General features: G+C 54.9%; 21 protein-coding genes. 18 read left to right on the forward strand and 3 right to left on the reverse strand.

Annotated features, from left to right (window positions below):
- Nucleotides 1–95: 95 nt before the first annotated feature.
- The 3 genes from fadI to sixA all read left to right on the forward strand — a co-directional run bounded on the left by fadI (nucleotide 96) and on the right by sixA (nucleotide 4247).
- Nucleotides 96–1406 (forward strand): acetyl-CoA C-acyltransferase FadI, encoded by a 1311-nt coding sequence (gene fadI, locus IB214_RS07820; protein ID WP_117343771.1) that lies wholly within the window; start codon nucleotides 96–98, stop codon nucleotides 1404–1406.
- Entirely contained in the window at nucleotides 1406–3553 is a 2148-nt protein-coding gene (fadJ, locus tag IB214_RS07825) for a fatty acid oxidation complex subunit alpha FadJ (RefSeq protein WP_188249376.1), read from the forward strand. The genes fadI and fadJ overlap by 1 nt, the downstream gene beginning before the upstream one ends.
- A gap of 208 nt (nucleotides 3554–3761) precedes the next feature.
- Nucleotides 3762–4247: a phosphohistidine phosphatase SixA gene (sixA, locus tag IB214_RS07830; RefSeq protein ID WP_096756324.1), complete on the forward strand. Its 486-nt coding sequence runs from the start codon at nucleotides 3762–3764 to the stop codon at nucleotides 4245–4247.
- Nucleotides 4248–4355: 108 nt separating this feature from the next.
- Here sixA and smrB read toward each other — a convergent pair whose 3' ends face one another.
- Complete coding sequence (gene smrB / locus IB214_RS07835) at nucleotides 4356–4907, reverse strand: endonuclease SmrB (RefSeq protein ID WP_096756325.1); 552 nt, start codon at nucleotides 4905–4907, stop codon at nucleotides 4356–4358.
- Nucleotides 4908–5073: 166 nt separating this feature from the next.
- Here smrB and prmB point away from each other — a divergent pair, with 166 nt between their 5' ends.
- Genes prmB through IB214_RS07865 form a run of 6 tightly spaced genes read left to right on the forward strand, consistent with a single transcriptional unit; the run spans nucleotide 5074 to nucleotide 9625 of the window.
- On the forward strand, nucleotides 5074–6006 hold the full coding sequence (gene prmB / locus IB214_RS07840) for a 50S ribosomal protein L3 N(5)-glutamine methyltransferase (protein ID WP_115257887.1): 933 nt from the start codon (nucleotides 5074–5076) through the stop codon (nucleotides 6004–6006).
- A gap of 37 nt (nucleotides 6007–6043) precedes the next feature.
- Nucleotides 6044–7129 (forward strand): chorismate synthase, encoded by a 1086-nt coding sequence (gene aroC, locus IB214_RS07845; protein ID WP_117343395.1) that lies wholly within the window; start codon nucleotides 6044–6046, stop codon nucleotides 7127–7129.
- 3 nt (nucleotides 7130–7132) lie between these two features.
- Entirely contained in the window at nucleotides 7133–7957 is an 825-nt protein-coding gene (mepA, locus tag IB214_RS07850) for a penicillin-insensitive murein endopeptidase (protein ID WP_117343396.1), read from the forward strand.
- A complete protein-coding gene (locus IB214_RS07855) occupies nucleotides 7957–8766 on the forward strand; it encodes a sulfite exporter TauE/SafE family protein (RefSeq protein ID WP_096756329.1) in 810 nt (269 codons plus the stop codon). Before mepA ends, IB214_RS07855 begins: the two co-directional genes overlap by 1 nt.
- On the forward strand, nucleotides 8766–9314 hold the full coding sequence (locus IB214_RS07860; protein WP_115257889.1) for an elongation factor P hydroxylase: 549 nt from the start codon (nucleotides 8766–8768) through the stop codon (nucleotides 9312–9314). The genes IB214_RS07855 and IB214_RS07860 overlap by 1 nt, the downstream gene beginning before the upstream one ends.
- 32 nt (nucleotides 9315–9346) lie before the next feature.
- The gene (locus IB214_RS07865; RefSeq protein WP_096756331.1) at nucleotides 9347–9625 is read left to right on the forward strand and encodes a YfcL family protein; all 279 of its coding nucleotides are present in this window, start codon (nucleotides 9347–9349) and stop codon (nucleotides 9623–9625) included.
- Nucleotides 9626–9678: 53 nt separating this feature from the next.
- On the opposite strand, the gene mnmC is transcribed toward IB214_RS07865, so the two are convergent.
- Nucleotides 9679–11682: a bifunctional tRNA (5-methylaminomethyl-2-thiouridine)(34)-methyltransferase MnmD/FAD-dependent 5-carboxymethylaminomethyl-2-thiouridine(34) oxidoreductase MnmC gene (mnmC, locus tag IB214_RS07870; RefSeq protein ID WP_117343397.1), complete on the reverse strand. Its 2004-nt coding sequence runs from the start codon at nucleotides 11680–11682 to the stop codon at nucleotides 9679–9681.
- A 159-nt stretch (nucleotides 11683–11841) separates the two neighbouring features.
- On the opposite strand from mnmC, the gene fabB reads away from it, so the two are divergent.
- Together fabB and IB214_RS07880 are read left to right on the forward strand one after the other, a co-directional pair.
- Nucleotides 11842–13062 (forward strand): beta-ketoacyl-ACP synthase I, encoded by a 1221-nt coding sequence (gene fabB, locus IB214_RS07875; protein WP_096756333.1) that lies wholly within the window; start codon nucleotides 11842–11844, stop codon nucleotides 13060–13062.
- A 237-nt stretch (nucleotides 13063–13299) separates the two neighbouring features.
- The gene (locus IB214_RS07880; protein WP_117343398.1) at nucleotides 13300–14478 is read left to right on the forward strand and encodes an MFS transporter; all 1179 of its coding nucleotides are present in this window, start codon (nucleotides 13300–13302) and stop codon (nucleotides 14476–14478) included.
- On the opposite strand, the gene flk is transcribed toward IB214_RS07880, so the two are convergent.
- Complete coding sequence (gene flk, locus IB214_RS07885) at nucleotides 14475–15482, reverse strand: flagella biosynthesis regulator Flk (protein WP_117343483.1); 1008 nt, start codon at nucleotides 15480–15482, stop codon at nucleotides 14475–14477. The genes IB214_RS07880 and flk overlap by 4 nt on opposite strands.
- 108 nt (nucleotides 15483–15590) lie before the next feature.
- Between flk and pdxB the strand changes: the two genes are divergently transcribed.
- From pdxB to dedD, 7 genes are all read left to right on the forward strand, one after another.
- The gene (pdxB, locus tag IB214_RS07890) at nucleotides 15591–16727 is read left to right on the forward strand and encodes a 4-phosphoerythronate dehydrogenase PdxB (RefSeq protein ID WP_117343399.1); all 1137 of its coding nucleotides are present in this window, start codon (nucleotides 15591–15593) and stop codon (nucleotides 16725–16727) included.
- 67 nt (nucleotides 16728–16794) lie between these two features.
- Nucleotides 16795–17808 carry an aspartate-semialdehyde dehydrogenase gene (locus IB214_RS07895; RefSeq protein WP_115257894.1) on the forward strand — a complete coding sequence of 338 codons (1014 nt, stop codon included), beginning with the start codon at nucleotides 16795–16797 and terminating at the stop codon, nucleotides 17806–17808.
- Nucleotides 17808–18620: a tRNA pseudouridine(38-40) synthase TruA gene (gene truA / locus IB214_RS07900; protein WP_096756340.1), complete on the forward strand. Its 813-nt coding sequence runs from the start codon at nucleotides 17808–17810 to the stop codon at nucleotides 18618–18620. Before IB214_RS07895 ends, truA begins: the two co-directional genes overlap by 1 nt.
- Before the next feature lie 23 nt (nucleotides 18621–18643).
- Nucleotides 18644–19303 (forward strand): DedA family protein, encoded by a 660-nt coding sequence (locus IB214_RS07905; protein ID WP_096756341.1) that lies wholly within the window; start codon nucleotides 18644–18646, stop codon nucleotides 19301–19303.
- 149 nt (nucleotides 19304–19452) lie between these two features.
- Nucleotides 19453–20367 carry an acetyl-CoA carboxylase, carboxyltransferase subunit beta gene (gene accD, locus IB214_RS07910; protein WP_096756342.1) on the forward strand — a complete coding sequence of 305 codons (915 nt, stop codon included), beginning with the start codon at nucleotides 19453–19455 and terminating at the stop codon, nucleotides 20365–20367.
- 188 nt (nucleotides 20368–20555) lie between these two features.
- Nucleotides 20556–21824 (forward strand): bifunctional tetrahydrofolate synthase/dihydrofolate synthase, encoded by a 1269-nt coding sequence (folC, locus tag IB214_RS07915; protein ID WP_115257895.1) that lies wholly within the window; start codon nucleotides 20556–20558, stop codon nucleotides 21822–21824.
- A complete protein-coding gene (dedD, locus tag IB214_RS07920) occupies nucleotides 21814–22485 on the forward strand; it encodes a cell division protein DedD (protein WP_115257896.1) in 672 nt (223 codons plus the stop codon). The genes folC and dedD overlap by 11 nt, the downstream gene beginning before the upstream one ends.
- The last annotated feature ends 62 nt before the right edge of the window (nucleotides 22486–22547 follow it).

The following is a 22547-nucleotide window of genomic DNA, read 5'->3' on the forward strand; positions in this document are numbered from 1 at the left end:
CACTTTCATTTCTCTCCACTTGGCTAAATGTAAAAAATTGGTTAAGACTGTGATCAGGTCAGACCACTTATTTTATTTTTTAACAGGGGAGTGTTATGAGTCAGGCTTTACCGCTGGTTACCCGTCAGGGCGATCGCATCGCCATTGTGAGCGGATTGCGTACACCTTTTGCCCGTCAGGCAACCGCGTTTCATGGCATTCCCGCCGTTGATTTGGGAAAAATGGTCGTCGGTGAGTTGCTGGCTCGCAGTGAAATTCCTGCCGATGCCATTGAACAACTGGTTTTTGGCCAGGTTGTGCAAATGCCGGAAGCGCCCAATATCGCCCGTGAAATTGTGCTGGGCACCGGGATGAACGTACATACCGATGCCTACAGCGTGAGCAGAGCCTGCGCCACCAGTTTTCAGGCGGTGGTGAATGTCGCGGAAAGCCTGATGGCAGGAACCATCCGTGCGGGTATTGCAGGCGGGGCTGACTCCTCTTCCGTGCTGCCAATTGGCGTCAGCAAAAAGTTGGCGCGGGTGTTGGTGGACGTCAATAAAGCCCGCACCACCGGTCAGCGGCTGAAGCTTTTTTCCCGACTGCGTTTGCGCGACCTGATGCCGGTCCCACCTGCAGTTGCTGAGTATTCCACCGGCTTACGTATGGGGGATACGGCAGAGCAAATGGCGAAAACCTACGGCATCACGCGTGAGCAGCAGGATGCGCTGGCGTACCGTTCGCATCAGCGAGCCGCTCAGGCCTGGGCCGAAGGCAAACTGGCAGACGAGGTGATGACCACCTATGCTCCGCCGTTTAAAGATCCCTTCTCAGAAGATAACAATATTCGCGGAAACTCTACGCTGGCGGATTACGCCAAACTGCGCCCGGCGTTTGACCGTAAACACGGCACCGTCACGGCGGCAAACAGTACACCATTGACCGACGGCGCTGCTGCGGTGATTTTGATGACGGAGTCCCGGGCGAAAGAGCTGGGACTGGTGCCGCTGGGCTATCTACGCAGTTTTGCGTTTACTGCCATCGACGTCTGGCAGGATATGTTGCTGGGCCCGGCATGGTCGACGCCGTTGGCTCTGGAGCGCGCGGGCCTGACTCTGGCCGATCTCACGCTGATTGATATGCATGAAGCCTTTGCCGCGCAGACGCTGGCGAATATTCAACTGCTTGGCAGCGAACGTTTTGCTCGTGACGTTCTGGGTAGGGCACATGCCACTGGCGAAGTGGATGACAGCAAATTTAACGTGCTGGGCGGTTCGATTGCCTACGGACACCCTTTCGCCGCGACCGGCGCGCGCATGATCACCCAAACGCTGCATGAATTACGGCGTCGTGGTGGTGGGTTTGGTTTGGTCACCGCGTGTGCGGCGGGTGGTCTGGGTGCGGCAATGGTTCTGGAGGCGGAATAATGGAAATGGCATCGGCTTTTACGCTACACGTGCGTCTGGATAACGTGGCGGTGGTCTCCATTGATGTGCCCGGAGAGAAAATGAATACCCTGAAAGCAGAGTTTGCTTCTCAGGTGCGGGCTATTTTGAAACAAATTCGCGATAACAAAGATCTGCGTGGCGTGGTGTTTATTTCGGCGAAGCCGGATAATTTCATCGCTGGGGCGGATATCAATATGATCGGCAACTGCCGCAGTGCGCAGGAAGCCGAAGCCCTGGCTCGTCAGGGGCAACAGATGATGGCGGAAATTAATGCGTTGCCGATCCCGGTTATCGCTGCCATTCACGGTGCCTGTCTGGGCGGCGGTCTGGAGATGGCGCTGGCGTGTCATAGCCGTATTTGTACTGATGACGTTAAAACCGTGCTGGGTCTGCCGGAAGTACAGCTTGGTCTGTTACCCGGCTCTGGCGGCACGCAGCGGTTGCCCCGTCTGATTGGCGTTAGCACTGCGCTGGACATGATCCTGACCGGCAAACAATTACGCGCTAAACAGGCGCTGAAAGTGGGGTTGGTGGACGAGGTTGTGCCGCAGACCATTTTGCTGGAAGCGGCGGTGGAACTGGCTAAAAAGGAGAGTTCGGTACACCATAGCCTGCCGGTACGGGAACGCATTCTGGCCGGACCGCTGGGGCGGGCGCTGCTGTTCCGTATGGTCGGTAAAAAGACCGCACAGAAAACGCAAGGAAATTACCCCGCAACCCATCGTATTCTTGAGGTGATCGAGACTGGTCTGGCGCAGGGCAGCAGCAGCGGCTATGACGCCGAAGTCCGCGCGTTTGGTGAGCTGGCGATGACGCCGCAGTCTCAGGCTCTGCGTAACGTCTTTTTTGCAAACACCGACGTGAAAAAAGATCCCGGTAGCGAGGTACAACCCGGTCCGCTAAACAGCGTCGGGGTTCTGGGCGGGGGGCTGATGGGCGGGGGGATTGCCTACGTGACGGCCTGCAAAGGCGGCTTGCCGGTGCGTATCAAAGATATCAATGCTAAGGGAATCAACCACGCGCTGAAATACAGTTGGGATCAGCTTGAAACAAAAGTTCGCCGCCGCCATCTCAAAGCCGGCGAGCGTGACAAACAGCTGGCGCTGATTTCAGGCACCACCGATTTTCGCGGTTTTGCGCATCGAGATCTGGTAATTGAGGCAGTGTTTGAAGATCTGGCGTTGAAACAACAGATGGTGGCAGATGTTGAGCACAATTGTGCGCCTCATACCATTTTTGCCTCCAACACCTCATCTCTACCCATTGGCGACATTGCGGCCAATGCGGCGCGACCTGAGCAGGTCATTGGTTTGCACTTCTTTAGTCCGGTAGAAAAAATGCCGCTAGTGGAAGTTATTCCTCATACAACTACGTCTGAACGCACTATTGCCACCACGGTTAAACTGGCGAAAAAACAGGGGAAAACGCCGATTGTGGTGCAGGATAAGGCCGGGTTCTATGTAAATCGCATTCTTGCTCCGTACATCAACGAAGCTATCCGCTTATTGACCGAGGGCGAGCGCGTTGAGCAGATTGATGCTGCGCTGGTAAAGTTTGGTTTTCCGGTAGGGCCAATCCAACTTTTGGATGAGGTCGGAATTGATACAGGCACTAAAATTATACCTGTACTGGAAGCCGCTTACGGTGAACGTTTCAGCGCACCTGCAAATGTTGTTGCTTCAATTTTGAATGATGATCGCAAAGGTAGAAAAAATGGTCGGGGTTTCTATCTTTATGGTGCGAAAGGGCGTAAAAGCAAAAAACAGGTCGACCCTGCAATTTATACGCTTATTGGCGTCCAGGGGCAGAGCAAACTCAGTGGCCCGCAGATTGCAGAGCGGTGTGTCATGTTAATGCTCAACGAAGCGGCACGCTGTTTCGATGAGAAGATTATCCGCAGCGCACGCGATGGTGACATCGGCGCTGTGTTTGGTATTGGTTTTCCGCCATTCCTCGGCGGCCCGTTCCGGTATATGGACTCCCTCGGGGCGGGTGAAGTGGTTGCGGTTCTGCAACGACTGACTACACAGTATGGTTCCCGGTTTACGCCGTGTGAACCGTTACTGCAGATGGCGGAACGCGGAGAGAGTTTCTGGAAGCACGGGGAAACTGACCTGAATTCATGAGGTCAAAGGTAAGATGAATCCGCACCGAATGTACGAGTTAAGCTCAAAATGTAAACAGAGATTGACTATACTTACGCCATTAAGGTAAAAAACAGCGTTTCATTCGGTGAATGGATAAGGCACAATGCCGGCCACCACACATTTACCCTCGCCAATAGGGGCGTTGGCTAAAGGTGTTGGTGTTTCTGGTTAACAAAAGCGGTGCAATATGCAAGTTTTTATCATGCGTCACGGCGACGCGGCCCTCGATGCCGCCAGTGATTCGGTTCGTCCCTTAACCTCCTGCGGTTGTGACGAATCTCGCCTGATGGCGAACTGGCTGAAAGGTCAAAAAGTGGATATCGAACGTGTTCTGGTGAGCCCGTTCCTGCGAGCCGAACAAACGCTGGATGTGGTCGGGGAATGTATGAACCTGCCAACCGGTGTGGATGTTTTGCCGGAGCTGACTCCCTGCGGCGATGTCGGTCTGGTCAGCGCCTATTTACAGGCACTGGCCAATGAAGGTGTCGCTACGGCGCTGGTCATTTCTCACCTGCCTTTGGTGGGATATCTGGTGTCCGAGCTGTGTCCGGGTGAAACGCCGCCGATGTTTACCACATCTGCGATTGCCAGCGTCACGCTTGATGAGAGCGGAAAGGGCGTTTTCAACTGGCAGATGAGCCCGTGTAATCTGAAGATGGCGAAAGCGATATAGTCGTTTCGTTGGCCGGATCAAGCGCGAGCGCAGCCATCCGGTAAAACGTCTTTGACATGAGCCTGCAATAAAAAGAGCCGCAACTGCGGCTCTTTCTGTTTTCCGTTCTCAGGGAAGTTCGGGCGGTAACCACTCTTCCACTTCAATCAGTACCAGCAGCGCGGCGTCGCCGCCGTACTCTTTAGGCGCCTGATGAAAAGCCATCACGTGCGGATGTTGCGCCAGCCAAAGCGGCGTTTGCTGTTTCAGAACGTGCTTTCCGTGGCCGTGCATGACGCAGGCGCAGAAGACGTGTTCACGACGACAGGCGGCAATCAGCGCCCCGAGTTCCTGTTTAGCCTGCTGTTGCGTCAGCCCGTGTAAATCAAGAAACAGTTCCGGGGAGTAGTCACCACGGCGCATTTTCTTCAGTTCAAAGTGGCTGACGTCGGCCCGCAGATATCTGACCGGACCCTCTGTGTTCAACAGCGGCTGAAACTCATCAGAGAAATAGTGGCTGGCATCAGCCTGTTCCTGCAACAGCCTTTTAACCGGCACCTCGGTGATTTTTTTACGCGGCGGTCGATGGACAATCGTGTCCTGCTTAATTTGACGAGTGCCGGTCATCAACTGGCGAAACAGCGTCTGATCCTCCTCGCTGAGCGATGTTTTCTTTTTCATTTGAGCGTCTCATCTTTTATTTTCCGTTAGTTTAACCCGACTCGATGGGCATCCGATCGCTTAAAACGCAATTTTCGCGCTCAGGCTCGGCGTGAATGCTGATTTATCGCCGTCTTCGTGGCAAACTAGCCGCCGAATTTAATACGAGCATGCCCTGGAGGAATACGTGGATAAAATTTTCGTTGATGAAGCAGTGAGTGAACTGCATACCATTCAGGACATGTTGCGTTGGGCGGTCAGCCGTTTTAGCGCGGCGAATATCTGGTATGGTCACGGGACGGATAACCCATGGGATGAGGCGGTACAACTGGTGCTGCCGTCACTCTACCTGCCGCTGGATATTCCTGAAGATATGCGCACTGCGCGCCTGACCTCCAGCGAACGCCACCGTATTGTTGAGCGCGTAATTCGCCGCGTTAACGAGCGTATCCCGGTTGCCTACCTGACCAACAAAGCCTGGTTCTGCGGTCACGAATTCTATGTTGATGAACGCGTGCTGGTGCCGCGCTCACCGATTGCCGAGCTGATCAATAATCGCTTTGCCGGTCTTATCAGCGAGCAGCCGCAGCACATTCTCGATATGTGTACCGGCAGCGGGTGTATTGCTATTGCCTGTGCGTATGCCTTCCCGGAAGCCGAAGTGGACGCGGTGGATATTTCCACTGACGCCCTGGCGGTGACCGAGCACAATATTGAAGAGCATGGTCTGATCAATCACGTGACGCCGATCCGCTCCGATCTGTTCCGTGACCTGCTGAAAGTACAGTATGACCTAATTGTGACCAACCCGCCGTATGTGGATGCGGAAGATATGTCCGATCTGCCGAATGAGTATCGCCACGAACCTGAGCTGGGCCTGGCGTCCGGAAGTGATGGACTGAAGCTGACCCGTCGCATTCTTGGCAATGCGCCGGACTACCTGTCAGACAACGGTATTCTGATTTGTGAAGTCGGTAACAGCATGGTACATCTGATGGAACAATATCCGGACGTGCCGTTTACGTGGCTGGAATTCGACAACGGCGGTGATGGCGTATTCATGCTGACCAAAGCGCAGCTGATTGCCGCTCGCGAACATTTCAGCATCTATAAAGATTAACGACACGCGCACACACAACAACGATAACGGAGCGGTGATGGCAGGAAACACAATTGGACAACTCTTTCGCGTAACGACCTTCGGTGAATCACACGGGCTGGCGCTCGGCTGTATCGTTGATGGTGTTCCGCCGGGTATTCCGCTGACAGAAGCTGATCTGCAGCACGATCTCGACAGACGTCGTCCGGGAACCTCGCGTTACACCACGCAGCGTCGCGAGCCGGATCAGGTGAAGATCCTTTCCGGCGTGTTTGACGGCGTCACCACCGGCACCAGTATTGGCCTGTTGATTGAAAATACCGATCAGCGTTCGCAGGATTACGGCGCCATTAAGGATGTTTTTCGTCCAGGCCATGCCGACTACACCTACGAGCAGAAATACGGCGTGCGTGACTACCGTGGCGGCGGGCGTTCGTCCGCGCGCGAAACGGCAATGCGCGTGGCGGCCGGGGCGATTGCCAAAAAATACCTGGCGGAAAAATTCGGCGTAGAAATCCGCGGATGCCTGACCCAAATGGGCAATATTCCGCTGGAAATTAAAGACTGGTCTCAGGTCGAACAAAACCCGTTCTTTTGCCCGGATCCGGACAAAATCACCGCGCTGGATGAACTGATGCGCGCACTCAAGAAAGAGGGTGACTCCATCGGTGCAAAAGTGACCGTGGTTGCAAGCGGTGTACCGGCCGGTCTCGGCGAACCTGTTTTTGACCGTCTGGATGCTGACATCGCCCATGCGTTGATGAGCATTAATGCGGTGAAAGGCGTGGAGATTGGCGACGGCTTCGACGTTGTTGCGTTGCGCGGTAGTCAGAACCGTGATGAAATCACCAAAGAGGGTTTCCAGAGTAACCATGCTGGCGGCATTCTGGGGGGCATCAGCTGCGGGCAACAAATTGTTGCACATATGGCGCTGAAACCGACTTCCAGTATTACCGTTCCCGGGCGCACTATTAACCGCTTTGGCGAAGAAGTCGAGATGATAACCAAAGGACGTCACGATCCGTGCGTTGGGATCCGCGCGGTGCCGATCGCAGAAGCCATGCTGGCGATCGTGCTGATGGATCACCTGCTGCGTCAGCGGGCGCAGAATGCGGATGTAAAGACTGACATTCCACGCTGGTAAGAGATGAAGAAAACGGCACTTGCGGCGCTGGCACTGTTTGCCAGTTCGGCCTGCCTGGCGGCGACGCCCTGGCAGAAAATTACCCACCCGGTGGCAGGTAGCGCGCAGTCTATCGGCGCGTTTTCCAATGGCTGCATTGTGGGGGCAGAGACGCTGCCCGTACAGTCCGAACACTATCAGGTGATGCGCACCGATCAACGTCGCTATTTTGGTCATCCTGACCTGGTGACGTTCATCCAGCGTCTGAGTACCCAGGCCAATAATCTGGGACTGGGGATGGTGTTAATCGGCGATATGGGTATGCCGGCCGGTGGACGTTTCAACGGCGGACACGCCAGCCACCAGACGGGGCTGGATGTCGATATTTTCCTGCAACTGCCAAAGACGCGCTGGACGCAGTCGCAACTGCTGCGACCACAGGCGCTGGATCTGGTCGCTCAGGATGGCAAACGTGTCGTACCGTCACTGTGGAAGCCGGAGATTTTCAGTCTGATCAGGCTGGCGGCAAAAGATAATGATGTAACGCGTATTTTCGTGAATCCGGCAATTAAACAGCAACTTTGTCTGGATGCAGGGAGCGACAGGGACTGGTTACGTAAAGTGCGGCCATGGTTCCAACACCGTGCACATATGCATGTCCGGTTACGTTGTCCTGCCGACAGTCTTGAGTGCGAAGATCAACCGTTACCTCCACCGGGTGATGGCTGTGGCGCGGAGCTGCAAAGCTGGTTCGAACCTCCTAAACCGGGAACCACTAAGCCTGAGAAGAAGACACCGCCTCCGTTGCCGCCTTCCTGCCAGGCGCTACTGGATGAGCATGTACTTTAATGGATAATTTTGCCGATCTGTTTATGGTGTCTCCGCTGCTGTTGGGCGTTCTTTTTTTTGTGGCCATTCTGGCGGGATTTATTGATTCCCTGGCGGGTGGCGGCGGTTTACTCACCATTCCTGCGCTGATGGCAGCAGGCATGCCGCCAGCTCAGGCGCTGGCAACGAATAAACTGCAAGCCTGCGGAGGGTCCATCTCCGCTTCGCTCTATTTTATCCGCCGTGGCGTGGTGAACCTGGCTGACCAGAAGCTTAATATCGCCATGACCTTCATCGGCTCAATGAGCGGCGCGCTGCTGGTCCAGCATGTGCAGTCGGACATTTTGCGCCAGATCCTGCCGATTCTGGTTATCTGTATCGGTCTCTACTTTCTGTTAATGCCTAAGCTGGGTGAAGAAGACCGACAGCGTCGGCTGTACGGCCTGCCTTTTGCGCTGGTCGCCGGGGGCTGCGTCGGTTTTTACGATGGCTTTTTTGGCCCGGCAGCCGGATCGTTTTACGCGCTGGCCTTTGTCATGCTGTGCGGTTACAACCTGGCGAAATCCACGGCGCACGCCAAAGTCTTGAATGCCACCTCGAATATCGGCGGGCTGCTGCTGTTCGCGCTGGGGGGCAAAGTGATTTGGGCCACCGGTTTTGTGATGCTCATCGGCCAATTTATTGGCGCACGAATGGGGTCACGACTGGTCCTCAGCAAAGGACAAAAATTGATTCGGCCAATGATCGTCATTGTCTCCGCAGTGATGAGCGCCAAGCTACTTTATGATAATCATGGACAGGAGATTCTCCACTGGCTGGGGATGAACTAATGAATACGACCCATCACTATGAACAGTTAATTGATATTTTTAACGGCTGCTTTGCCGATGAATTTAATACCCGTCTGATTAAAGGCGATGACGAACCGATCTACCTTCCTGCAGATACAGAATTGCCGTATCACCGGATCGTTTTTGCCCATGGCTACTACGCCAGTGCACTACATGAAATTTCACACTGGTGCATTGCCGGTAAAGCGCGCCGTGAACTGGTCGACTTTGGTTACTGGTACTGCCCAGACGGGCGTGACGCTAAAACACAATGTCAGTTTGAAGACGTGGAAGTGAAGCCCCAGGCATTTGACTGGCTGTTCTGCATGGCGGCGGGCTATCCGTTTAACGTTAGCTGCGACAACCTGGAAGGGGACTTTGAACCGGATCGCGTGGTGTTCCAGCGGCGTGTTCATGCTCAGGTGATGGCGTATCTGGAAAACGGCATTCCTGAACGTCCGGCGCGTTTTATTCGTGCGTTACAGAATTATTATCACACGCCTGAACTTAAGGCGGAACAATTCCCGTGGCCCGAAGCGCTCAACTGAAGCGGCTGCCACGTTTACAATGAGGAAATAAGATGATCGCGGAGTTTGAATCACGCATTCTGGTACTAATCGACGATATGGTAGAACACGCCAGCGATGATGAGCTGTTTGCCAGTGGGTACTTGCGTGGACACTTGACGCTGGCTGTGGCAGAACTGGACGGCGGCGACGACCATTCCGCTGAGGCACTGTACGCCAATGTTACCAGCAGCCTGGAAAAAGCCATCAGCGCGGGCGAACTTTCGCCGCGTGACCAGGCGTTAGTAAAAGAGATGTGGGACACGTTGTTCCAGAAGGCGACACAACAATAATTGCCTTGCGGGCCGGATGCCGTTAACGACTCATGCGGCCCGCAATGATGACCTCAGGATTTTACCGCTTTTCCCTTCACTAATTTTCTCACCCATAAACGGTTCGGATTTAACGCGGCAAGGGTTTCTGCATCCATTGGGATGGGTTCATTACTCATTTGCGCGGCCAGGATCTCTGCACACAGCGGGGCGGAACACAGTCCGCGCGAGCCCAGCGCGCCCAGCATAAAGACGTCACGGTAAACCGGTGCGCGCGCGGCGGTCTCTTTGTGTTCTGACAGATTGGCGTACTGGCTGAGCGTTGCCTCATAGTCCGGCACATTGCCGACCATCGGTAAGTGATCGCGGGTGGCGCAGCGAACGCCACAGCGTGCCGATTGCCCACTGACATCCACCTCTTTTACCCATGCGGCATGCGGGAAGCAGTCGAGTAAACGCTGGCGGTTTTGCTGCTGATCTTCCTCGCGATACGTTGTATCTTCCTCACCACGACGATAGCTCGCACCGATGCAATGATGCTGATTGGCCGGATTTTGCGGCGTGAGATAGCCGTCGTAACACAACACCTGACGTAGGACCGACAGTGCAGGCGTGGTGGGGATATGGCTCACCTGACCGCCGACAGAATAAACCGGTAACGGTTGGGTCTGATCAAAGCGATTTATGCGATGACCATTCGCCAGCACCACTACCTCGTGTTCGACGGTTTCGCCAGTGGCAAACTGAAGCTGCCAGCTGTTTTCCTGCTGTACAAGTGATGCCAGTGTATGTTGGTAATGGGTGCGTAATCCCAGCGTCGTGGCGTAATCCAGTACGGCGGCGGTGAGCTGCGCCGGACACAGCCATCCTCCGCCAGGATACTGAATCCCGCCGCAGTTGGTTGCGACGCCGGTTGTTTGCAGAACCTGCTCAGCATCAACGGCCAGCGCGAGGTCGTCGGGTAAGGCAAGCGACAGCATCTGGGTGATTTTCTGTTGGCTTTTTTCATCCCAACCAAGTTGCGTTACGCCGCACCAGTCGTGGGCAAAATCCACCGGCAGGGCGTCATACAGACGTCGGGCAAAGGTAAATGCGGTGGGGAAAAAGAGATTAATGGCGGCGTCATGTTTACTGAGTAAAGGGTAAAGTGCGCCCTGACGATTACCGGATGCGCCCTGCGCAGGCTTATCGTCAGCGCAATACAGCGTTACCTGCCAGCCACGACGTAAGAGAGCCAGCGACAGCAGTGCGCTGGCAATACCGCCCCCGATAATAGCCGCTTCCCGTTTTTCCGTGCTGGCGCGTGAGAACCACGGTGCGGGTGACGGGAACGTGAGGTGTTGTTCCATCACGCCGCACAGCATTTCACGCTTGCGCCCAAAGCCTTTGCATTTCTGCATTGTAAAACCGGCGTCCTGCAAGCCCCGACGCACAAAACCTGCGGAGGTGAAGGTTGCCAGCGTGCCGCCTGGACGGGCCAGCCGGGCCATGGCGTTAAACAGCGTCGGTGTCCACATATCGGGATTTTTTGCCGGTGCGAAACCGTCGAGGAACCAGGCGTCGACCTGCTGGTTCAGGGATTCATCCAACTTACTGGTGAGGTCGTTAATATCGCCGAACCACAAATCCAGCGTAACCCTACCTTCATCCAACAGCAGTCGATGACAACCTGCTAACGGCAGCGGCCACTGAGCCTGTAATGGCTCAGCCCACGGAACCAGTTCCGGCCAATGCTGATGGGCCAACTTCAGGTCGTCACGCGTCAGCGGATATTTTTCAAAACTGATGAAATGTAATCTTTCCAGGGTAGCGTCAGGGTGCGCAGTGCGAAAAGTCGTAAATGCCTGCCAGAGGGTGAGGAAGTTTAGCCCAGTGCCAAAACCACTTTCCGCCACTATGAATAACTGGCGTGAATGGGTGGGGAATCGGTCCGCGAGATGATTGCCGCCGAGAAAGACATAACGCGTCTCTTCCAGCCCGTTATCGTTAGAAAAATAGACATCGTCAAAATCTCGGGAAACAGGTGTACCCTCAGCGTTGAATTCGAGGTTGGCAGGTTGTATCGCGTATTGTTTCACGTAAGTTACTCGTCTGGCTTGCTGTGTCTCGATCTTAACGATGAGTGCCTGAGTGCGCAAATTTCCACATAAAATGGCTGATCGGACTTGTTCGGCGTACAAGTGTACGCTATTGTGCCACTCGAAACTTTAAAATAGTGCGACTTACAGAGGTATTGAATGAAACGTGCAGTGATTACTGGCTTGGGCATCGTTTCCAGCATCGGTAATAACCAGCAGGAAGTCCTGGCATCTCTGCGTGAAGGACGTTCAGGGATCACTTTCTCTCAGGAGCTGAAGGACTCCGGCATGCGTAGCCACGTTTGGGGCAACGTAAAACTGGATACCACTGGACTCATTGACCGTAAAGTTGTGCGCTTTATGAGCGACGCATCCATCTATGCATTCCTTTCTATGGAGCAGGCAGTGGCTGACGCCGGCCTCTCTGCAGAAGTTTACCAGAATAACCCGCGCGTTGGCCTGATTGCAGGTTCCGGCGGCGGCTCCCCACGTTTTCAGGTGTTCGGCGCTGACGCAATGCGTAGCCCGCGTGGCCTGAAAGCGGTTGGCCCGTATGTGGTCACAAAAGCGATGGGCTCAGGTGTGTCTGCCTGCCTCGCAACCCCGTTTAAAATCCACGGTGTGAACTACTCCATCAGCTCCGCCTGTGCGACATCTTCGCACTGTATCGGTAATGCGGTTGAGCAGATTCAGTTGGGCAAACAGGATATCGTTTTTGCTGGCGGCGGCGAAGAGCTGTGCTGGGAAATGGCCTGTGAGTTCGACGCCATGGGCGCACTGTCTACCAAATATAACGACTGCCCGGAAAAAGCATCCCGTACTTATGATGCGAACCGTGACGGTTTCGTTATCGCAGGCGGCGGCGGTATGGTTGTGGTTGAAGAGCTGGAACACGCTCTGGCACGTGGCGCGCATATCTATGCTGAAATCGTTGGCTACGGCGCAACGTCCGATGGCGCAGACATGGTGGCTCCATCAGGTGAAGGCGCAGTGCGTTGCATGCAGATGGCGATGAACGGCGTAGATACGCCAATCGACTACCTGAACTCCCACGGTACCTCTACTCCGGTAGGCGACGTGAAAGAACTGGGCGCTATCCGTGAAGTCTTCGGCGACAACAGCCCGGCGATCTCCGCAACCAAAGCGATGACTGGTCACTCTCTGGGCGCGGCTGGCGTGCAGGAAGCTATCTACTCCCTGCTGATGCTGGAACACGGCTTTATCGCACCAAGCATCAACATCGAAGAGATGGACGAGCAGGCGGCGGGTCTGAACATCGTGACCGAACCGACTGAAAAAGCGCTGACGACCGTCATGTCCAACAGCTTCGGCTTTGGCGGCACGAATGCCACGCTGGTTATGCGTAAGCTGAAAGCGTAAGAGATCAGAACAGGCCGGATTTGTTATCCGGTCCATGCTATACAGTAAGGGGAGCCGCCTGGCTCCCCTTTTTTATATCGTTGACAATTAATCTGGTTTACAGGCAGACTCCAGGTTCAACATTATCCTCATGATAATGCGTAAGCGTTTAACGTTATCCAACGCACCTTAATCCTGATCGTCAGGTAGAGGGGGGCGTGGGCATTCCTCGCCTTACTCTGCATTCTGGAGTAACGCATGACAGCAGTAACCCAACAAGAAAAAACACCGTCGGCGAATGTGTCGCTGTTTCGTATCGCTTTTGCCGTTTTCCTGACCTATATGACGGTCGGGCTACCTTTACCCGTCATCCCACTGTTTGTGCACCAGGAGCTAGGCTATGGCAACACCATGGTCGGCATTGCCGTGGGCATCCAGTTTCTGGCAACGGTCTTAACACGTGGCTACGCCGGGCGCTTAGCCGATCAATACGGTGCCAAACGTTCGGCGCTGCAGGGGATGTTGGCCTGTGCACTGGCGGGAGTCGCGTGGCTATTAGCGGCACTTTTACCCGTTTCCGTTCCAGTAAAGTTTGCGTTGTTGATTGTCGGACGTCTGATCCTCGGCTTTGGCGAAAGTCAGTTGTTGACCGGCACCCTGACCTGGGGATTGGGGCTGGTTGGGCCAACGCGTTCCGGCAAGGTGATGTCGTGGAATGGGATGGCGATTTACGGCGCCCTGGCGGCCGGTGCGCCGTTGGGTCTGCTGATCCACAGCCATTTTGGCTTTGCAGCGCTGGCGGCGGCCACCATTGCATTGCCGCTGCTGGCATGGGCATTCAACGGCACCGTGCGTAAAGTGCCCGCCCATGCGGGGGAACGTCCTTCGCTATGGAGCGTGGTTGGGCTTATCTGGAAACCGGGGCTGGGGTTAGCGCTGCAGGGCGTGGGGTTTGCGGTGATCGGCACGTTTATTTCGCTCTATTTTGTCAGCAACGGCTGGACGATGGCAGGTTTTACCCTGACCGCGTTCGGCGGTGCGTTTGTGCTCATGCGCATTCTATTTGGCTGGATGCCGGATCGGTTTGGCGGCGTGAAGGTGGCGGTGGTTTCTTTGTTGGTTGAAACCGTGGGGCTGCTGCTGCTCTGGCAGGCGCCAACGGCCTGGATTGCGCTGCTGGGTGCAGCATTAACCGGGGCCGGATGCTCGCTGATCTTCCCGGCGCTGGGCGTGGAGGTGGTGAAGCGCGTTCCTGCACAGGTACGCGGTACTGCACTCGGTGGTTACGCCGCATTTCAGGATATCTCCTACGGCGTAAGCGGTCCTGTCGCGGGTGTTCTGGCCACCGCGTACGGCTATTCCTCGGTATTCCTTGCCGGAGCGATTTCTGCGGTGGTGGGGATTGTTGTGACGCTGCTGACGTTGCGCAAAAGCTAAACGACGAGCCAGAATATAGCTAACACAACCAGTAGCGCCGCAAATAGCAGTCCCGGTCGCGCCGCCAGTGATTTAACGGTTTCAATCACTGGCGTGAACGGGCTATAAATCGGCTGGAGGTGGCGCGGATCGCTTAATTCTTGCTCCCGGTCACGCTCAACGCGGCGCAGGAAGATTTGGTTGAGCAAATCCTGTATCTGCACGGTGGTCAGAATCGTTTGCGGTTGGATCTGATACGTTTGCTGCGCGTAGTCCTTGATGGCCACAAGTTCATTTGGCTCTAACGGTTGCTTGAGCACCGCCTGCAACGTTTGCAACGTCGGGGCATTTTGCAGGCTCAGCGTCTGGCGCGCCTGTAGCCAGGTAACCAGGTGCGTAAACTGTTTTGCCGGGATCAGCTCACCGCTTTTTACCCCAGACAGTTCCAGCATCGACTGCCAGATCAGCTTGCCGGATTCTCCTGTAGCGGCCGCTACTTTTGTAACCAGTTGATTCAGCGTGTTGTGCTCGGCGGGTAGCAGAGGGCGAGCGGTTGCCGGGCGTTGCTGCGGCTGCGGAATAGAAAGCTGCCCCTGCTGCAATAGCGTCAGCACATTTTTCAACTGATCGGGCGTGAGTTGACTGAGTGCCGTTTGTCCGTACTGTTGACGGATAAAATCGCTCACTGCCTGACGATTATTCCCCTGACTCAGCAGTTCCGTAAGCTGCGCCAGCACCTGACGATTGACATGCTTTTGTTGAGCAACCCCAAGTCGTTGGGTCAGGTTTTGTTCTGCAGCAGGAAAGTGACGTGACTGTAACGGCGTATCACTTTTGACGCCCAGATCGTGCTTCATTCCGGCCCACACCTCAGCGCTCTGCTGTTGGGTAAGTGAAATCAGACGGGTAATCAGTCGTTCCAGCACGGTACGTTGTTGCGTGGATAACGGTTGTTCACCCGCAACGGAAGGGGCGTTTTGGCCTTCACCGGGAGGGCGCGCGGGCGTACCTGAAATGGGCTGCATCATCTCTGTTCCTTAAAACTGTGCTAGCCAGGTCTCGCAGTATGCCTGGCGGCGAGATTATGGCACACTTGTCCGGTTAACTCTCGTTCTCAAACAGGTGCGAAAGACGTGAAAATCCTCGTTGATGAAAATATGCCCTATGCCCGCGAACTGTTCAGTCGTTTGGGGGAGGTAAAAGCGGTTCCCGGTCGTCCGATTCCCGTCGCAGAACTGGATGATGCGGACGCCTTAATGGTGCGCTCGGTGACGAAGGTCAATGAAGCACTGCTTGGCGGAAAACCGGTTAAGTTTGTCGGGACGGCAACTGCGGGCACTGACCATGTGGATGAAGCCTGGCTTGCACAGTCAGATATTGGCTTCTCCGCCGCGCCCGGTTGCAATGCGATTGCGGTTGTCGAGTATGTCTTTTCAGCACTGCTGATGCTGGCGGAGCGCGATGGTTTTGCGTTAGCCGATCGCACCGTGGGTATTGTTGGTGTCGGCAATGTGGGCGCGCGTTTGCAGGCGCGACTGGAAGCATTAGGGGTCCGCACGTTACTTTGCGATCCGCCGCGTGCTGACCGGGGAGACGAGGGCGATTTCCGCTCGCTGAACGAACTGGTTGAGCACGCCGATGTACTGACTTTCCATACGCCGCTGTTTAAAGACGGTCCGTACAAGACTCTGCATTTGGCTGATGAAGCACTAATTGGCCGACTGAAGCCGGGCACCATCCTGATTAACGCCTGCCGTGGGCCGGTCATCGACAATACCGCGTTGCTGTCCCGCCTTAATGCCGGGCAACATCTGAGCGTGGTGTTGGATGTCTGGGAGGGCGAGCCGGACCTGAATGTCGCGTTGCTCGAGAAAGCGGATATTGGTACGGCGCATATTGCAGGATACACCCTTGAAGGGAAGGCTCGGGGAACCACGCAGGTCTTTGAGGCCTATAGCAAGTTTATTGGCCGCGAACAGCACGTTGCACTGAGCACCCTGTTACCTGCCCCGGAATTTGGACGCATCACGTTGCATGGCCCGTTGGATCAGCCAACGCTGAAAAGGCTGGTACATTTAGTGTATGATGTGCGCCGCGACGATGCGCCGCTGCGTAAAGTCGCTGGAATTCCGGGTGAGTTTGATAAACTGCGTAAAAATTATCTTGAGCGCCGTGAATGGTCGTCTTTGTACGTCATGTGTGACGACGCCGCTGCCGCTACCTTGTTGTGTAAGCTGGGTTTTAACGCCGTTCATCACCCGGCACATTAATGTCTTCTTAATGCTCCCTGTCGAATAATACGACAGGGACGCTTACGTATTTCTGGAGTAAATCACCATGTCTGAAGGCTGGAATATTGCCATTCTGGGCGCAACGGGCGCCGTAGGCGAAGCCCTGCTCGACACGCTGGCGGAACGCCAGTTCCCGGTCGGTGAGATCTATGCGCTGGCTCGTAATGAAAGCGCGGGTGAGCACCTGCGTTTTAACGGTAAATCAATCATTGTCCAGGACGTCGCTGACTTTGACTGGACTCAAGCGCAGCTGGCCTTTTTTGTTGCGGGCGTGGAAGCCACCGCAGCATGGGTAGAAGAAGCCACCAATGCGGGTTGCCTGGTGATTGACAGCAGCGGTTTGTTTGCGCTTGAGCCGGACGTCCCGCTAGTGGTACCGGACGTGAACCCGTTCGTACTGGCAGATTACCGCAACCGCAACGTGATTGCGGTCCCTGGCAGCCTGACCAGCCAACTGTTGTCTGCATTGAAACCGTTGATTGACGACGGTGGCCTTTCGCGTATTACGGTGACCAATATTATCTCAGCTTCCGCTCATGGTAAAAAAGCGGTAGATGCGCTGGCCGGGCAAAGTGCGAAACTGCTCAACGGTATTCCGATTGATGACGACGATTTCTTTGGCCGTCAACTGGCGTTCAACATGCTGCCGTTGCTGCCAGACCGCGAAGGCAGTGTGCGTGAAGAGCGTCGTATCGTTGATGAAGTGCGTAAAATCATGCAGGACGAGGGGCTGATGATCTCCGCCAGCATCGTACAGTCGCCGGTGTTCTACGGTCATGCGCAAATGGTGAGCTTTGAAGCATTACGTCCGCTGGCAGCAGAAGAAGCGCGCGATGCGTTTGAGCGCGGCGAGGACATTGTGCTGTCAGAAGCGACCGATTTCCCAACCCAGGTCAGCGATGCGTCGGGTAGCCCACATCTTTCGGTAGGCTGCGTGCACAATGATTACGGTATGCCAGAACAGGTACAGTTTTGGTCTGTAGCAGACAACGTACGCTTTGGCGGCGCGTTGATGGCGGTGAAAATCGCTGAAAAACTGGTGCAGGAGTATATGTACTAATGTCTGACCTGCAACAGCTGCCCGTCCATAAAATTGCGCTGGGTATTGAGTATGATGGCAGCAAATATTATGGCTGGCAGCGCCAGAACGAAGTTCGCAGCGTTCAGGAAAAGCTGGAAAAAGCACTTTCGCAGGTCGCCAATGAACGCATCACGGTATTTTGTGCCGGGCGTACCGATGCTGGCGTTCATGGTACGGGCCAGGTGGTGCACTTTGAGACCACCGCGCAACGTAAAGATGCGGCATGGACGCTGGGGGTAAATGCGAATTTACCTGGTGACATTGCCGTGCGTTGGGTGAAAGCTGTACCGGATGATTTTCATGCGCGGTTTAGCGCCACGGCGCGCCGCTACCGTTATATCATCTACAATCATCGGTTGCGCCCAGCTGTTCTGGGTAAAGGCGTGACGCATTACTATGAGCCGCTGGATGCTGAACGTATGCATCGCGCGGCCCAATGCCTGATTGGGGAGAATGATTTCACCTCGTTTCGGGCAGTGCAGTGCCAGTCGCGCACACCGTGGCGTAACGTGATGCACATTAACGTTACGCGTCATGGTCCTTATGTGGTGGTAGATATTAAAGCGAATGCCTTTGTACATCATATGGTCAGGAATATTGTTGGCAGCCTGATGGAAGTAGGTGCCCACAACCAGCCGGAGAGCTGGATAGCAGAACTGTTAGCGGCGAAGGACAGAACGCTGGCAGCGGCAACGGCGAAAGCGGAAGGTTTGTATCTGGTGGCGGTAGATTACCCCGACCGGTTTGACCTGCCAAAACCGCCGATGGGCCCGCTATTTCTGGCGGACTAATTTGAGTCGTATAAAGGCATACTATGGAACTGATTTACTTTCTTATTGATTTTATCCTGCACATTGATGTGCACCTGGCGGAGTTGGTCGCGGAATACGGTGTCTGGGTATATGCCATTCTGTTTCTGATCCTGTTCTGTGAAACCGGACTGGTGGTTACGCCGTTCCTGCCGGGAGATTCGCTGCTGTTTGTCGCAGGCGCGCTTTCTGCATTGCCCACTAATGATTTAAATGTCCATCTGATGGTGGCGTTAATGATCGTGGCGGCAATCGTGGGCGATGCGGTGAACTACACCATCGGTCGGGTGTTCGGCGAAAGGCTGTTCAGCAATCCGAACTCGAAAATTTTCCGTCGCAGCTATCTGGATAAAACCCACGCGTTCTATGAGCGTCATGGCGGTAAAACCATTATTCTGGCGCGTTTTGTCCCTATCGTACGCACATTTGCACCGTTTGTTGCCGGTATGGGACACATGTCCTACCGTCATTTTGCACTGTTTAACGTAGCGGGCGCGCTGCTGTGGGTATTACTGTTCACCTACGCAGGCTATCTGTTTGGCGATCTGCCGGTGGTGCAGGAAAACCTGAAATTATTGATTGTGGCGATTATCGTCCTCTCCGTATTGCCTGGTGTTATCGAAGTGATTCGTCACAAACGCGCAGCATCAAGGGCGCAAAAATAGAAAGTAACTCAGCGGTTCGACCACTTTTTTGTCCAAAGTTTCGGGCTGTTATGTTTTAATGTGCAACATTCATGGTCTGTTGGGGGCAAAAATGGCATTATGCGCCCCTTATAACAAAGCTGACTAAGGTTCAGGCAGAAAGGTCACCAATGAGCTGGATTGAACGAATTAAAAGCAATATTACTCCCACCCGCAAGGCAAGCATTCCTGAAGGGGTGTGGACCAAGTGTGATAGCTGCGGTCAGGTATTATACCGTGCTGAGCTGGAACGTAATCTTGAGGTCTGTCCGAAGTGTGACCATCATATGCGCATGTCGGCGCGCAATCGCCTGCATAGCCTGTTAGATGAAGGTTCTCTTGTGGAGTTGGGTAGCGAGCTTGAGCCGAAAGACCTGCTGAAGTTTCGTGACTCCAAGAAGTATAAAGACAGACTGGCTTCTGCGCAGAAAGAAACCGGTGAAAAAGATGCGCTGGTAGTAATGAAAGGCACGCTTCACGGTATGCCGGTCGTTGCAGCCGCATTCGAGTTCGCGTTTATGGGCGGCTCCATGGGTTCTGTGGTTGGCGCACGTTTTGTTCGTGCCGTTGAGCAGGCGCTGGAAGACAATTGTCCGCTGATCTGCTTCTCCGCTTCCGGCGGGGCGCGCATGCAGGAAGCGCTGATGTCGCTGATGCAGATGGCTAAAACCTCTGCGGCGCTGGCAAAAATGCAGGAACGCGGTTTACCGTATATCTCTGTACTGACTGACCCAACCATGGGCGGTGTTTCCGCAAGTTTCGCGATGCTGGGCGACCTCAACATTGCTGAACCGAAAGCACTGATTGGCTTTGCCGGTCCACGTGTTATCGAGCAAACCGTACGTGAAAAACTGCCGCCGGGATTCCAGCGCAGTGAATTCCTGATTGAAAAAGGCGCTATCGATATGATCGTCCGCCGTCCGGAAATGCGCCTGAAACTGGCGAGCGTTCTGGCGAAGCTGATGAATCTTCCGGCGCCGAATCCGGATGAGCCGACTGAAGGCGTAGTGGTACCTCCGGTACCCGATCAGGAATCAGAGGCCTGATAACGGACTCTATGGATTTCGCGTCGCAGGAAGACGGTGAGTGATTCCCGATGAGCTTACACCGCTAAGTGATTCGGGGGAGCGAGCACAGCCAACGCGCCTGCAACGTGAAAGACGACGAGTAGAAAAGGGCAGGCCGGTTGGCGCTGCCCTTTTGCTTTTATTAACGTGACGAATTGACAGGCATCATGGACAATAAACGTATTCCCCAAGCCGCGTCGCCCCTGGCGTCGTGGCTTTCTTATCTGGAAAACCTGCACAGTAAAACCATCGATCTCGGCCTCGAGCGCGTCAGCCAGGTTGCACGAAATCTGGGTGTGCTGAAACCCGCGCCGTTTGTTTTCACGGTGGCAGGCACCAACGGTAAGGGTACAACCTGCCGTACGCTGGAATCCGTACTGACCGCGGCGGGATATAAAGTCGGGGTATACAGTTCTCCTCATCTGGTGCGCTACACGGAACGTGTTCGCGTGCAGGGGCGTGAACTCGCGGAATCTGCCCATACTGCCTCGTTTGCCGAGATTGAAGCCGCACGCGGTGATATTTCGCTGAGCTATTTTGAATACGGTACGCTGTCGGCGCTGTGGTTATTTAAGCAGGCTAAGCTTGATGTGGTGATTCTGGAAGTCGGCCTGGGCGGGCGCCTTGATGCTACCAATATCGTTGATGCTGATGTCGCCGTAGTCACCAGTATTGCGCTTGACCATACTGACTGGCTGGGGCCGGATCGCGAAAGCATTGGTCGTGAGAAGGCCGGGATCTTCCGCGCTGAAAAACCGGCCATTGTCGGTGAACCGGAAATGCCTTACACCATTGCCGATGTGGCACAAGAGACCGGGGCTATTTTGCAGCGCTGTGGCGTCGACTGGCGCTATACGGTGACGGAAAGCGACTGGTCCTTTACCGACAGTCACGGTACGCTGATGCATCTTCCGTTACCTCAGGTGCCGCAACCGAATGCCGCCACGGCGTTGGCTGCGCTACGGGCAAGCGGACTTGATGTTAGCGAGCAAGCGATTCGTGAGGGGATTGAGCAGGCCATTTTACCGGGGCGTTTCCAGATTGTGAGCGAATCGCCGCGCGTTATTTTTGATGTCGCACATAACCCTCATGCAGCAGAATATCTGACCGGGCGTCTGAAAAAGTTAGTGAAAAACGGGCGCGTGCTTGCGGTTATCGGTATGCTACATGATAAAGACATTGCTGGTACGCTGGCCTGGCTGAAAAGTGTGGTAAACGCGTGGTATTGTGCGCCCCTGGAAGGGCCGCGAGGCGCGACGGCAGAACAACTGCTGGAACATCTGGGAACAGGTGAAGCCTATGATAGCGTGGCGCAGGCATGGCGTGCGGCGTTGGCAGATGCAAAACCAGAAGATACCGTGTTGGTGTGTGGATCGTTTCACACTGTCGCACATGTCATGGAAGTGATAGACGTGGGGAGAAGCGGTGGCGAGTAAGTTTCAGAATCGATTAGTCGGCACAATTGTGCTGGTTGCGCTCGGGGTGATTGTGCTTCCTGGGCTGCTTGACGGGCAGAAAAAACATTATCAGGATGAGTTCGCGGCCATTCCGTTGGTGCCAAAACCTGGTGACCGCGATGAGCCGGATATGATGCCTGCTGCCACGCAGGCGCTGCCGACGCAGCCGCCGGAAGGTGCAGCAGAAGAGGTGCGCGCGGGCGATGCTGCCGCGCCGTCGTTGGATCCGTCGCGCCTGCCGGTGGCTAACGGCGCGGAGTTTGATCCTATTCCTGCGCCGGTCGAGCAACCTAAACCTAAACCGAAGCCACAACCTGTTGTTGCGACGCCAGTGCCAACACCGGCCGCCCCTGCACCTGCACCGAAACCGGTTGTCGCAGAAGCGCCGGCACCGACCGGCAAAGCGTATGTTGTGCAACTGGGTGCGCTGAAAAATGCGGACAAGGTCAATGAGATCGTGGGTAAACTTCGCGGTGCGGGTTTCCGGGTATTTACTTCCCCGTCCACGCCGGTACAGGGTAAAATAACCCGTATTCTCGTTGGGCCTGACGCCTCCAGAGATAAGCTGAAAAATTCGCTTGGCGAACTGCAGAAGATCTCCGGCTTGAGTGGGGTCGTGATGGGGTATACCCCTAATTAAGGGGACGTTGCCTGATGGCGCTGCGCTCTACGGCGCTACGCTTAGGTAGGCCGGATAAGGTG

This window comes from Citrobacter sp. C1 (assembly GCF_014596895.2).
Lineage (GTDB): Bacteria > Pseudomonadota > Gammaproteobacteria > Enterobacterales > Enterobacteriaceae > Citrobacter > Citrobacter gillenii.